Here is a 12,493-nt window from a genome sequence, read left to right as displayed (position 1 = left end):
CGGACCCGCCACCGCGTTACCCAGGAACCCCTTCGTCGGGCTGCCACCGTTGATCCAGGCACCCTTCTCCGGCGTCGCCAACCCCAGACCGAACATCTTGTCGATGAACGCCCACAGGAACACCCACCCCAGCGCCAGCCGCAGACCCGCCAACGTGAACCGGGTCGCCTTGCTCTTCGTCGTCTCCACCACCGGGACGCTGGCCGCCCGGGGAGTCGTAGTAGTGGCCTTGCTGGTCGTGGGGTGCTGGACGGCGGTCATGGCGTCCACGTCCTTCCTTGTCGTTGTGGCACCCCAATTCCAGCCGAGAACCGAGCCGATGATCAGAGCCGCCCCGCCGTACCTGGCGGGACCTTCGGCCCCCGCGAAGGGGACTATCCGAGTTTGGCCACGGTCAGCAGCACGGCGGCGTCCTCGAGCGCGGCCAGGCTGTGCCGGGCGTCCGGCACGGTGAGCAGGTCGCCGGCCCCGCCCTCGCAGGACGTGTCCCCGCTGGCCAGGCGGACCCGGCCGGTCAGGACGTGCACGGTGGCCTCGCCCGGGTTCTCGTGCTCGTCCAGGGCCTCGCCCGCGCGCAGGGCGATGAGGGTCTGCCGGAGGGTGTGGGTGTGCCCGCCGATGACCGTCTCGGCGCTGCGGCCGCTGGCCGAGCCGCGGGCCGTGTCGAGGTGCCGGGCGGCGAGGTCGGCCAGCGACGACTTCTGCATGACGGTTCTCCTTCAGGTGGTGACCGGCCGGCGGACCAGGCCGCTCATCTTGACCGCGGTGTAGACCGCGGCCGCGATCGCGACATCGGACAGCAGCATCAGGCCGATGGCGTAGGAACTCTCGGCGCCGTACACCCAGCCCATGATCAGCGGGGGGACGAAGCCGCCCAGGCCGCCGGCCGCGCCGACGACGCCGGTGACGCTGCCGACCTTGTCCGCCGGCGCCACCTTGCCGACCAGGGCGAACACCGCGCCGCTGGCGGCGCCGAGCAGGGCGGCCATGGCCAGGAAGGCGACCGTGGCGACCGGGACGAGCGGCGGCTGGAACGCCTGCACGACGGCGAACAGGGCGGTGCCGGAGAAGCACCACACCAGCACGGGCACCGGGTGCAGCCGGTCGGACAGCCAGCCGCCGATCGGCCGGGCGATGACGGCCAGCACGACAAAACCGGCGGTGCGCAGGGCGGCGTCGTTCGCGGTGAGGCCGTACGCCTCCCGCAGGTACGCGGGCAGGTAGACGCTGAACGCGACGAACCCGCCGAAGCCGACGGCGTACAGGAAGCACATCTGCCAGGTGACGGCGAGCCGCCCGACGTCCTTGATCCGCCCCCACGCCGACCCGACCGGCCGCTGCCGGTCCGGCGCGTCCCGGATCAGCAGGAACGCGGCCACCGCGTAGCCCGCGAGCAGCGTCGCGACGAGCAGGAACGGGGTGTCGTCGCCGTAGGTGTCGGCCAGCTTGACGGTGGTGAAGTTGGCGATCGCGGTGCCGCCCATGCCGACGCCGAAGACGCCGATGGCGAAGCCCTTGCGGGCCGGCGGGTACCAGCCGGAGACCAGCGGCACCCCGACGGCGAACGTGGTGCCGCCGAGGCCGAGGAAGAAGCCGGTGACGATCAGCGCCGGGTACGACGACACCATGGTCAGCGTGAGCACCGGCACGATGGTGGCGACGCTGACCAGCGGGAACATGATGCGGGCGCCGTACCGGTCGGTGAGCGCGCCGACCGGGATCCGGCCCAGCGAGCCGACCAGCACCGGCACCGCCACCAGCAGCGACTGGGCGGCGAAGCTCAGGCCCAGCCGCTCCTTGACGCCCGGACCGAGCGGGCCGAGCAGCGCCCAGGCCCAGAAGTTCACCATGAAGCCGACCGTCGCGAGGACGAGGTTGCGGGTGGCGCCCGGTTTTCCAGGTGTGGTCATCGTGGTTCCTCGGGGTGCGGGCCGGTCAGCCACGGTCGCGGCCGGAACGGGTGGGCAGCTTGGGTGGTCCCTCCCAGCCGGGCCGGGACTTGCGCAGCCCCGGACGGGTGTCCCGGCTGCGGTAGGGCACGTACGGCCGGGTCAGGTAGCCCACCGGGGCGCTGAACGCGTGCACCAGGCGGGTGAACGGCCAGAACGCGAAGAGCGAGAAGGCGGCGATGATGTGGATCCGGAAGCCGATCGGGACGCCGGCCATGATCTCCGGGTCCGGGCTGAGGTAGAACAGCGACCGGAACCACGGCGAGATGGTCTCGCGGTAGTCGTAGCCGTCCCCGGCCACGTTGGCCCGCAGCGTCGAGTACAGCCCCAGCACGATGACGGACGCCAGCACCACGTACATGGCCTTGTCGTTCTTGGTGGTGGCCGCGAAGACCGGGCCGGTGAGCCGGCGCCGCAGGATCAGGATCGCCATCCCGATCAGCGTGCAGAAGCCCGCGACCGTGCCGACGAACACCGCCATCAGGTGGTACGAGTGCTCGGTGACCCCGACCGCCTCGGTCCACGACTTCGGGATGATCAGCCCGCCCACGTGTCCGATGAGGACCATCAGCACGCCGAAGTGGAACATCGGGCTGCCCCAGCGCAGCACGGCGCTCTCGTACATCTGCGACGAGCGGGTGGTCCAGCCGAACTTGTCGTAGCGGTACCGCCAGATCAGCCCGCCGACCAGCACGGCGATGCACACGTACGGGAAGACGACCCAGAGCAGCACGTTCATCGCCGGCCCCCGGTGGTGTCGACGAGCCCGAACGGTTCCAGCCCGACCTGCTCGACCGGCGGGCCGGTCTGCGCCAGCCGCAGCGCGGCCGCGATGTCACCGGGCTGGGCGGGCGGCAGCATCGCCGTCACCGCGTCCAGCACGTTCCGGTAGATCGAGCCCTGCGCCGCCAGCGCCCGGGAGAGCAGTTCCAGCCCGACCCGGTTCTCCCGCAGCAGCCGCCAGCCGCCGTCGTCGAGCGCGGCCAGGTCCAGCACCGCCGGCAGGTAGTCGGGCAGCTCGCCGTCGACCACCTGCACCCCGGCGGCCTTGTACGCGCCGGCGAACAGCACCAGCGCCTCCCCGCGCCGCCGGGTGTCACCGGCGGTGTAGTAGGTCAGGTGCAGGCAGCAGCGGCGGCGGAAGTCGAAGAGCTCGACGTAACCGGCGGCCAGCTCGGTCGCGTCGTGCCGCGCCCGGTGGCCGGCCACCTCCCGCAGCGGCTCGGCCACCGGCGCCGGCAGCTCCGCCAGCGCCGCGGTCAGGGTCGGCAGGACGGCCAGCGTCCCGGCGTCCGGGTAGCGCAGCAGCAGCGAGGCCGCGCGGGCCGCGATCGGCCGCCAGATCGGCACGCTCACGAGTTCTCTCCGTCCTTCTTGGGCGGGAACAGTCCCTCGGGGCGGCCCTTGCCGTCCCAGTTCAGCAGGTTGACCCGGGCCTGTTTGTCGTCCGGCGCGGCGACCGAGTCCGCGGTCTGCCGGTTGCGCAGCATGTGGAAGTTCTCGATCGAGATCGGCGCCGGCGTGCCGGAGGCCTCCCCGAACGGGCCGGAGCCGCCCATGCCCGGGCCGCCCTCGACGTCGAGGCTGCACTCGGTGGCGAGCTGTTCGAGGTGGTGGGCGTCCTCGGCGTGCGCGGCCGGGATGACGTACCGCTCCTCGTACTTGGCGATGGCCAGCAGCCGGTACATGTCGTCCATCTGCTCGCCGGTCATGCCGACCGCGGCGGCCAGCGACTCGTCGCGTTCCTCGCCGAGGTTGATCCGGCGCTGGTAGGCCCGCATCGCGGCGAGCCGCTGGAGCACGGCGGTCACCGGGGCGGGATCGCCGGCGGTGAACAGCCCGGCCAGGTAGTCGACCGGGATGCGCAGCGCGTCCACGGCCCCGAACAGGTTGTTCATGTCCTCGCCGTCGTGGCCGGTCTCGCGCAGGATGTCGACCACGGGTGACAGCGGCGGGATGTACCAGACCATCGGCATGGTCCGGTACTCCGGGTGCAGCGGCAGCGCCACCTCGTACTTCATGATCAGGTCCCAGATCGGGGAGCGCTGCGCCGCGGTGATCCAGTCGTCGGGGATGTCCGCCGCGCGGGCCGCGGCCACCACCGCCGGGTCGTGCGGGTCGAGGAAGACCGACTTCTGCGCCTCGTACAGGGCGTGCTCGTCCTTGACCGCCGCCGCCTCGCCCACCCGGTCCGCGTCGTACAGCATCAGGCCCAGGTAGCGCAGCCGGCCGACGCAGGTCTCGGAGCAGATGGTCGGCTGGCCGATCTCGATGCGCGGGAAGCAGAAGGTGCACTTCTCGGCCTTGCCGGTGCGGTGGTTGAAGTAGATCTTCTTGTACGGGCAGCCGGTCACGCACATCCGCCAGCCCCGGCAGCGGTCCTGGTCGACCAGGACGATGCCGTCCTCGGCGCGCTTGTAGATCGCCCCGGACGGGCACGACGCCGCGCACGAGGGGTTGAGGCAGTGCTCGCAGATGCGCGGCAGGAAGAACAGGAACGCCTTCTCGTACTCCTGCCGCACCTGATCGGAGAGCTGCTGCAGGATCGGGTCGCCGGCGGCGATCTCGTTGCCGCCGGCCAGCGAGTCGTCCCAGTTCGCCGACCAGGTCACCTTGGTGTCCTCGCCGGTGAGCAGCGACTTCGGCCGGGCCACCGGGGTGTCGTCGCCGGCCGGGGCGGTGAGCAGGTGCTCGTAGTCGTAGGTCCACGGCTCGTAGTAGTCGGCCATGGCCGGCAGCTTGGGGTTGGCGAAGATGCTGAACAGCTTCTTCAGCCGGCCGCCGGCCCGGGGCTTGAGCCGCCCGGTCCGGGTCCGGGTCCAGCCGCCCTGCCATTTGTCCTGGTCCTGATAGGTACGCGGATAGCCCTGCCCGGGGCGGGACTCCACATTGTTGAACCAGACGTACTCCACACCGGACCTGTTGGTCCACGCCTGTTTGCAGGTCACCGAGCAGGTGTGACAGCCGATGCACTTGTCGAGGTTCATCACCATCGACATCTGGGCCATGACGCGCATCAGTACTGCACCTCCTGGGAGCGGCGACGGATCACGGTGACCTCGTCGCGCTGGTTGCCGGTCGGGCCGAGGTAGTTGAACGCGAACGACAACTGGGCGTAACCCCCGATGATGTGGCTGGGCTTGATGAGCAGCCGGGTCAGCGAGTTGTGGATGCCGCCGCGGCGGCCGTTGGTCTCCGCCTTCGGCACGTCGATGACCCGTTCCTGGGCGTGGTAGAGGTACACGGTGCCCTCGGGCATCTTGTGCGTCACGACGGCGCGGCAGACCACGACGCCGTTGCGGTTGACGGCCTCGATCCACTCGTTGTCGGTGACACCGATCTTGGCGGCGTCCGTCTCGCTCATCCACATCGTCGGGCCGCCGCGGGAGAGCGTCAGCATGATCAGGTTGTCCTGGTACTCGGAGTGGATGGACCACTTGGAGTGCGGCGTCAGGTAGCGGACCGTCAGCTCCAGCTCGCCCTTGGGGCCCAGCCGGGGCTCGCCGAAGAGCTTGTGCATGTCCAGCGGCGGGCGGAAGACCGGCAGCTCCTCGCCGAGCTCCTGGATCCAGTCGTGGTCCAGGTAGAAGTGCTGGCGCCCGGTCAGCGTGTGCCACGGCTTGAGCCGCTCCACGTTGATGGTGAACGGCGAGTAGCGGCGGCCGCCGTGTTCGCTGCCCGACCACTCCGGGCTGGTGATGACCGGCACCGGCCGGGCCTGGGTGTCGGCGAAGCGGATCTGCTTGCCCTCGTGCTCGGCGGCCAGGTCGGCCAGCTTCTGCCCGGTGCGCCGTTCCAGGAAGGTGAAGCCCTCGGTGGCCACCCGGCCGTTGGTGGTGCCGGACAGCGCCAGGATCGCCTCGCAGCAGCGGATGTCGGTGTCCAGCCGCGGCCGGCCGTCGGCGACCCCGCCGCGGACCGTGCCGTTGACCTTCTTGAGGAACTCGATCTCCGGCTTGACGTCGACGGTGACGGCCTTGGTGGTGGTGCCGAGCCGGTCGAGCAGCGGGCCCAGCGCGCCCATCTTGGCGGAGACGGCGCCGTAGTCGCGTTCCACCACGATGAACTTGGGCATCGTCCGGCCGGGGACCGCGGGCACCTCTCCGGTCTTCCAGTCCCGCACCACCCCGTGCGGGGTGGCCATGGCGTCCGGGGTGTCGTGCAGCAGCGGGGCCGCGACCAGGTCGTTGCGGACACCCAGGCGCGGACCGGCGAGCTCGGAGAACACCTTGGCGATGCCGTGGAACGCGTCGAAGTCGGTGCGGGTCTGCCACGGCGGGCTGATCGCCGGGGTGAACGCGTGCACGAACGGGTGCATGTCGGTGGTGTTCAGGTCGTGCTTCTCGTACCAGGTCGCGGCCGGCAGCACCACATCGGAGAACAGCGTCGTGGAGGTCATCCGGAAGTCCAGCGACAGCAGCAGGTCGAGCTTGCCCTCCGGCGCCTCGTCGTGCCAGACGACCTCCTCCGGGCGGTTCTCCGGCCCCGCCTCTTCGGCGCGCAGCGAGCAGTCGGTGCCGAGCAGGTGCCGCAGGAAGTACTCGTTGCCCTTGGCCGACGAGCCGAGCAGGTTGGCCCGCCACACCGTCAGCACCCGCGGCCAGTTCTGCTCCGCGTCCGGGTCCGTGCAGGCGAAACCGAGCCGGCCGTCGACGAGCTCGCGGGCCACGTGCCCGGCCGGGTCGTCCGGCGCGGCCGCCAGCGCCTCGTCGGCCACGTCCAGCGGGCTGCGGTCGAAGGTCGGCATCGTCGGCATCCAACCCAGCCGGGCCGACTTGGCCAGCAGGTCCGCGGTGTGCTTGCCGGCGAACTCGCCCTTCGCGAGGGGGGAGCTGAGCACGTCGGCGCGGTACTGGTCGTAGCGCCACTGGTCGGTGTGCAGGTACCAGAACGCCGTGCCGATCATCTGCCGCGGCGGCCGGACCCAGTCCAGGCCGAAGGCCAGGTGCGACCAGCCGGTCACCGGCCGGCACTTCTCCTGGCCGACGTAGTGCGCCCAGCCGCCGCCGTTCTTGCCCTGGCACCCGGTGATCGTGGTGAGCACGAGCATGGCCCGGTAGGTGGTGTCGGAGTGGAACCAGTGGTTCGTGCCCGCGCCCATCAGGATCATCGACCGGCCGCCGGAGCGCTCGGCGTTGTCGGCGAACTCGCGGCCGATCCGGGCCACCGCCGCGCCGGGCACGCCGGTGATCAGCTCCTGCCACGCCGGGGTGTACGGCACCTCGGCGTCGTCGTAGCCGGCCGGCCAGGTGCCCGGCAGCCCCGGCCGGGCCACGCCGTACTGGGCGAGCATCAGGTCGAAGACCGTGGTGACCAGCTTGCCGCCGACCCGCGCCGTGGGCACCCCGCGGTGCATCAGCTCCGGGACGTCGTTGTCGAAGCGGGGCAGCGCGAGCGGGACCCCCTCGCCGCCCGCGCAGCTGAGCCGGGGCACGATGGCGCCGAGGTCGAGGTTCCACTTGCCGACCCCGGCCTCGCTGAACCGGTCGCCGAGCGAGCCGTTGGGCACCGCCGGGGCGTCGGTGGCGCTGTCCCACAGCACCGGCCGGAACGCGGCCTCGGCGTCCGTCTCCCCCAGGTCGGCGGCGGTGACGAACTTGCCCGGCCGGTACCCGCCGCCGTCGGCGGGTTCCAGCGCGACCAGATACGGCAGGTCGGTGTAGCGGGAGACGTAGTCGACGAACGGCGCGGTGGTCCGGTCGACGAAGAACTCCTTGAGGATCACGTGCCCCATCGCCATCGCCAGCGCGCCGTCCGTGCCGGGCTGGGCGGGCAGCCACTCGTCGGCGAACTTGACGTTGTCGGCGTAGTCCGGCGACACCACGACGACCTTCTGCCCCCGGTAGCGGGCCTCGGCCATCCAGTGCGCGTCCGGGGTGCGGGTCACCGGGACGTTGGAGCCCCACATCATCAGGTAGGAGGCGTCCCACCAGTCACCGGACTCCGGCACGTCGGTCTGGTCGCCGAACATCTGCGGCGACGCCACCGGCAGGTCGGCGTACCAGTCGTAGAACGACAGCATGGAGCCGCCGATCAGGGAGAGGAAGCGCGCGCCGACGGCGTGCGAGACCATCGACATCGCCGGGATCGGGGAGAAGCCGGCGATCCGGTCCGGGCCGTACGCGCCGATGGTGTGCACGTGCGCCGCGGCCACCAGCTCCTGCGCCTCGTCCCAGGTCACCCGGACCAGGCCACCCTTGCCACGGGCCTGCTGGTAGCGGCGGCGGCGCACCGGGTCGGCCTGGATGTCCGCCCACGCCGCCACCGGGTCACCGCCCAGCCGGGCCTTGGCCTCGCGGAACATCTCCACCAGCACACCCCGGGCGTACGGGTAGCGGACCCGGGTCGGCGAGTACGTGTACCAGGAGAACGCCGCGCCGCGGGGACAGCCGCGCGGCTCGTACTCGGGCCGGTCGGCGCCGACGCTGGGGTAGTCGGTCTGCTGCTGCTCCCAGGTGATGATGCCGTCCTTGACGTACACCTTCCACGAGCATGAGCCGGTGCAGTTCACCCCGTGGGTGGAGCGCACCACCTTGTCGTAGGACCAGCGGTCCCGGTAGAAGCTGTCCGCCTCCCGGCCGCCGATCTGGTGCAGCGTCCGGCCGTCCGTGGACACCTCCGCCCGCCGCACCAGCCCGCCGACCGCCAGTAGCGCCCGTCCCGCGGTTTCGGTCGCGCTCGCCATGTGTCCTCGCTTCCTCGCTCGTGACCCGCATGACACGTCGGCCGCCCCGGCCGTGACACGACCAACGGGCGGCCGGCTCCACTCCACACCGATCTTGCCCAAGGCACCCGGGCCGAAGGTCCCGAATCGGTCGTGCGGGGTCCGAACGAGGAAGAATTACTCGGTCAGGCGATGCCGTAGGCCATGCCGGTGCCGAGGATGGTGCGGTCGTCGTAGTCGTACTCGAGCTTGTCGACGACCTCGACCACGCCGGCCACCTGCCGGGTCAGCCGGTCGACGATGTCGGTCGTCGACCACCGGTCCACCCGGCCGGTGTAGGTCACGATGCCGTCGGCCACGGTGAGCTGCACGGTCTCGATCTCGTCGGCCAGGAACGGGCGCAGCACGCCGGTCTCGATGTCGGCCTGGATCTGGTCGTCGGGGCGCAGGTGCACCTTGAGCAGGTCGCCGCGCGAGACGATGCCGACCAGCCGGCCCAGGTCGTCGACGACCGGGAGCCGCTTGACCCCCTCGCCGTCCAGCAGCCGTGCCGCGGCCGGGATGGAGGTGTTGGTCAGCACCGTCACGGGCGGGGTGCTCATCAGGTCGGCCGCGGTGCGGGCGGTGGCCTTGACCCGCTCGCCGCGGCGGCGCCGGCCGTCGAACAATCGCGGTGCCGCCGCGCCGGCGTACTCGATCTTGCGGAGCAGGTCCGCCTCGGAGACCACGCCGATCACCCGCTGGAACTCGTCGACCACGGGTACCGCGCTGAACCGGTTGCTCACCAGCAGGTCGACCACGCCACGGTAGGGCGTGTCCTGCGAGACGGTGACCACGGCGGTGGTCATGACATCGTTGACTGTCCAGGTCTTCATCGCAAAAGCCTCCTCGTCGGTCACCCCTGACGCTAGGAAAGGCCGGCCGGCCCGGGCAGGGCCGACCGGCCCCTCCCGGAATGACCACAGCCCACCCGACGGGGGACCTTCCGAGGCGCCGGCGCAGCGCTACGCGACGCCGAACGGCGTGCCGCGCTCCGAACCGTTGAGCATGCTGTCGTCGATGTCGAAGGTGAGCCCGTCCGCCACGTCCACGACGCCCGGCACCCGCCGGGAGATCCGGGCGATCTGCTCGGCCGCCGACCGGAAATGCACCCGCCCGGACAGCGTGACGACGCCGTCGGAGCAGGTCACCCGCACGGCGGAGCCGTCGCGGACCGCGACGTCGCGCAGCGCCTCGGACACCACGTCACCGCAGATCTCGGTGTCCGACCGGCGGTGCACCTTCAGCAGGTCGCTGCGGGTGACGATGCCGATGAGGTGGCCCTGATGATCCACCACCGGCAGCCGCTTGACGTGCTCACGCTGCATCCGGCGGGCCGCCGCGGCCAGCGACAGCGACGCCTCGGCGGAGACGACCGGCGAGGTCATCACCTCTCCGGCGGTCCGGCCGCCGGCCTTCGCCCGGTCGCCGCGGCGGCGCCAGGCGTCGAAGATCCGTGGGCTCGTGCCGCCGGCGGCCTCCACCTTGTGCAGCAGATCGGCCTCCGACACGACGCCGGTCACCCGGTCGTGCCCGTCGACGACCGGCACCGCGCTCACCCGCCGGCTGATCAGCAGATCCACCAGTTCCCGGTACGGGGTGTCCTCGCGCACCGAGATCACGTCCCGCGTCATGACGTCATCCACGCGCCACAGTTTCATGGGTCGCACCTCCTCCACCTCATCACCGACGCTAGGAACGCCGCGCCCCCCGGTCCAGGGCCGACCGGCCCGTAGCGGCAGGACGGGGCAGCTCGCAGGACCGTCCGAAACGGGTCTTTCGGCCCTGCGCGCACCCGGCCGACGACCGGCACAGTGAGCGAATACGAGGAGGGATGCCGCCATGACCGCAGAGCCCGGACAGCCGACACGTTCCCGCACGACTGCCGCCCTCGAGGCCGCGGCCGAGGCCGCGCTGCACGCTCCTTCGGTCTTCAACACCCAGCCGTGGCGCTGGCAGCTCGCCGGCGCGACGCTGGAGCTGCACGCCGACCGGACCCGGGCGCTGACCGCGACCGACCCCGACGGCCGGCTGCTGCTGCTCAGCTGCGGCGCCGCCCTGCACCACGCCCGGGTCTCCCTGCGGGCGGCCGGCTGGGACGTGCGGGTCGAGCGGATGGGTGAGGAGGGCGCCGGCCTGCTGGCGCGGCTCACCGTGCTCGGCACCGTGGAGGCCGACCCGCAGGCGGAACGCACGGCCGCGGCGATACCGGTACGGCGTACGGACCGGCGGGCGTTCGGCGAGCGGACCGTGTCCGCCGAGACGCTCACCCGGTTGCGGCAGGCCGTGGAGGCGGAGGGTGCGTACCTGCACGTGGTCCGCCGCGATCAGATGCCGATGCTGGCCACCTCCACCGCCCGGGCCGCGGACGCCGAGAGCAACGACCCCGCGTACCGCGCCGAGCTGGAGGAGTGGACCCACCGGCCGGCCGACAGCCGCGACGGGGTGCCGCCCGAGACCGCGGTCCAGCAGGCGCCCCGCCGGGTGCCGGTCCGCGACTACGCCCCGGGCACCACCGCGGGCCTGGCCCCCGGCGAGGGCTTCGACCTCGGCGCCTCGTACGTGGTGCTGTTCGGCCGCACCGACCAGCCCGACGACCTGCTGCGCGGCGGCGAGGCCCTGTCCGCGCTGCTGCTCACCGCCACCGCGGAGGGCATCGCCACCGCGCCGATGAGCGACACCATCGAGGTCGAATGGCCTCGCCACCTGCTGAAGGACCTCCTGAGCGGGGTCGGTGAACCGTACCTGACCGTCCGGCTCGGCTACCCCGACGCCGACGCGCCGCCGCCGGCCGCGCCGCGCCGCCGGGCCGCCGACGTCATCCAGATCAGCGAATAGGTGACCATCGTGACCATCACCACCTACGACGATGCCCACCTGCGGATCGCGGCCGCGGCCGCGATCCGGGCACCGTCGCTGCACAACAGCCAGCCGTGGCGCTTCCGGCTGCGCGAGGGCGCGATCGAGGTGCTGGCCGACCGGTCGCGGCAGCTCGCCGTGGCCGACAGCGCCGGCTGGGCGCTGCACATCGCGCTCGGCGCCGCGACGTTCAACGCGCGGGTCGCGCTGGCGGCGCACGGGGTGCCGGCCGACGTCACGCTGCTCCCCCGGGACGCGGGGTCCGACGTGATCGCCCGGCTCACCCCGGGCACACCCCGGCCCCCGACGTACCGGGAGCAGGCCATGGCCGAGGCGATCCCGCGCCGGTACAGCAACCGCCAGCCGTTCTGGCCCGACCCGGTGCCCTCGCCGGCGCGGGTCGAGCTGATCGAGGCGGCCCGGGCCGAGGGCGCCTGGCTGGACCTGCTCGTCGGGATGACCCCGCTGGCCGGCTTCGCCGAGATCGCCCAGAGTGCCGACCGCGTGCTGCGCCGGGACCCGGAGTACCAGGCGGAGCTGATGGCGTGGTCGCACACCGACGGCGCCCCGCAGGGTGTGCCCGTGACGGCGGGGGCGCCCGCCGCCGAACCGCAGGACCTGCTGCCGCAGCGGCCCTTCGCCGAGCACCGCCGCGCACCCGGGCGCGACTTCGAGCCGGAGCCGCTGGTCGGGATCCTCGGCACCCGCGGTGACGTCCCGATCGACCAGCTCGTCGCGGGGCAGGCCCTGCAGCGGGTGCTGCTGACGGTGGTCGACCTGGGCCTCGCGTGCTCGATGATCTCCCAGCCGATCGAGGTGCCGGCGGCCCGCGACCAGTTGTGCCGCTCGCTGCGACGGTCCGGCTCCGCACAGATGGCGCTGCGGATCGGCTACGGCCACGCCGGGCATCCCGGCCCGCGCCGCGCTCTCGAGGACGTGCTGGCCGGCCCCGGCGAGGAGCCGGAGACCCGCTGACCCGAGG

Annotated in this window: 10 protein-coding genes and 1 pseudogene; 2 read left to right on the top strand and 9 right to left on the bottom strand. The window is 72.2% G+C overall.

The genetic code is table 11. The annotated features are described in order from the left end of the window. The 9 genes and pseudogenes from ACIBQZ_RS14865 to ACIBQZ_RS14825 all read right to left on the bottom strand — a co-directional run. Window positions 1-261, bottom strand: a pseudogene (locus ACIBQZ_RS14865) (hypothetical protein); the annotation flags it as partial. Between the two features lie 113 nt (window positions 262-374). Beyond that, the gene (locus tag ACIBQZ_RS14860; RefSeq protein ID WP_396089129.1) at window positions 375-707 is read right to left on the bottom strand and encodes a cupin domain-containing protein; all 333 of its coding nucleotides are present in this window, start codon (window positions 705-707) and stop codon (window positions 375-377) included. Window positions 708-719: 12 nt separating this feature from the next. Beyond that, window positions 720-1,910, bottom strand: coding sequence for a nitrate/nitrite transporter (locus ACIBQZ_RS14855; protein WP_396089128.1), 1,191 nt, complete (start codon window positions 1,908-1,910; stop codon window positions 720-722). Window positions 1,911-1,935: 25 nt separating this feature from the next. Beyond that, window positions 1,936-2,688: a respiratory nitrate reductase subunit gamma gene (gene narI / locus ACIBQZ_RS14850; protein WP_396089127.1), complete on the bottom strand. Its 753-nt coding sequence runs from the start codon at window positions 2,686-2,688 to the stop codon at window positions 1,936-1,938. Continuing rightward, window positions 2,685-3,305 (bottom strand): nitrate reductase molybdenum cofactor assembly chaperone, encoded by a 621-nt coding sequence (gene narJ / locus ACIBQZ_RS14845; protein ID WP_396089126.1) that lies wholly within the window; start codon window positions 3,303-3,305, stop codon window positions 2,685-2,687. Before narJ ends, narI begins: the two co-directional genes overlap by 4 nt. Next, entirely contained in the window at window positions 3,302-4,966 is a 1,665-nt protein-coding gene (gene narH, locus ACIBQZ_RS14840; protein WP_396089125.1) for a nitrate reductase subunit beta, read from the bottom strand. The genes narJ and narH overlap by 4 nt, the downstream gene beginning before the upstream one ends. Continuing rightward, a complete protein-coding gene (locus ACIBQZ_RS14835) occupies window positions 4,966-8,634 on the bottom strand; it encodes a nitrate reductase subunit alpha (protein ID WP_396089124.1) in 3,669 nt (1,222 codons plus the stop codon). Before ACIBQZ_RS14835 ends, narH begins: the two co-directional genes overlap by 1 nt. 164 nt (window positions 8,635-8,798) lie before the next feature. After that, window positions 8,799-9,488, bottom strand: a complete 690-nt coding sequence (locus ACIBQZ_RS14830; protein ID WP_396089123.1) for a CBS domain-containing protein — start codon at window positions 9,486-9,488, stop codon at window positions 8,799-8,801. Window positions 9,489-9,617: 129 nt separating this feature from the next. Continuing rightward, on the bottom strand, window positions 9,618-10,313 hold the full coding sequence (locus ACIBQZ_RS14825; protein ID WP_396089122.1) for a CBS domain-containing protein: 696 nt from the start codon (window positions 10,311-10,313) through the stop codon (window positions 9,618-9,620). A 181-nt stretch (window positions 10,314-10,494) separates the two neighbouring features. Here ACIBQZ_RS14825 and ACIBQZ_RS14820 point away from each other — a divergent pair, with 181 nt between their 5' ends. Further along, on the top strand, window positions 10,495-11,490 hold the full coding sequence (locus ACIBQZ_RS14820; RefSeq protein WP_396089121.1) for an Acg family FMN-binding oxidoreductase: 996 nt from the start codon (window positions 10,495-10,497) through the stop codon (window positions 11,488-11,490). A gap of 15 nt (window positions 11,491-11,505) precedes the next feature. Further along, window positions 11,506-12,486, top strand: coding sequence for an Acg family FMN-binding oxidoreductase (locus ACIBQZ_RS14815; RefSeq protein WP_396089139.1), 981 nt, complete (start codon window positions 11,506-11,508; stop codon window positions 12,484-12,486). Window positions 12,487-12,493 lie beyond the last annotated feature (7 nt).

The sequence above is a fragment of the Actinoplanes sp. NPDC049599 genome, assembly GCF_044465625.1.
GTDB lineage: Bacteria > Actinomycetota > Actinomycetes > Mycobacteriales > Micromonosporaceae > Actinoplanes.
Note: the sequence above shows the minus strand (reverse complement) of the source record. Positions and strands in the feature narration are given on the sequence as shown.

What these genes read in the sequence shown, in the direction of transcription:
- ACIBQZ_RS14860 (WP_396089129.1), bottom strand. Translation starts at nt 707, where the DNA reads ATGCAGAAGTCGTCGCTGGCCGACCTCGCCGCCCGGCACCTCGACACG.
- ACIBQZ_RS14855 (WP_396089128.1), bottom strand. Translation starts at nt 1,910, where the DNA reads ATGACCACACCTGGAAAACCGGGCGCCACCCGCAACCTCGTCCTCGCG.
- narI (WP_396089127.1), bottom strand. Translation starts at nt 2,688, where the DNA reads ATGAACGTGCTGCTCTGGGTCGTCTTCCCGTACGTGTGCATCGCCGTG.
- narH (WP_396089125.1), bottom strand. Translation starts at nt 4,966, where the DNA reads ATGCGCGTCATGGCCCAGATGTCGATGGTGATGAACCTCGACAAGTGC.
- ACIBQZ_RS14835 (WP_396089124.1), bottom strand. Translation starts at nt 8,634, where the DNA reads ATGGCGAGCGCGACCGAAACCGCGGGACGGGCGCTACTGGCGGTCGGC.
- ACIBQZ_RS14830 (WP_396089123.1), bottom strand. Translation starts at nt 9,488, where the DNA reads ATGAAGACCTGGACAGTCAACGATGTCATGACCACCGCCGTGGTCACC.
- ACIBQZ_RS14825 (WP_396089122.1), bottom strand. Translation starts at nt 10,313, where the DNA reads ATGAAACTGTGGCGCGTGGATGACGTCATGACGCGGGACGTGATCTCG.
- ACIBQZ_RS14820 (WP_396089121.1), top strand. Translation starts at nt 10,495, where the DNA reads ATGACCGCAGAGCCCGGACAGCCGACACGTTCCCGCACGACTGCCGCC.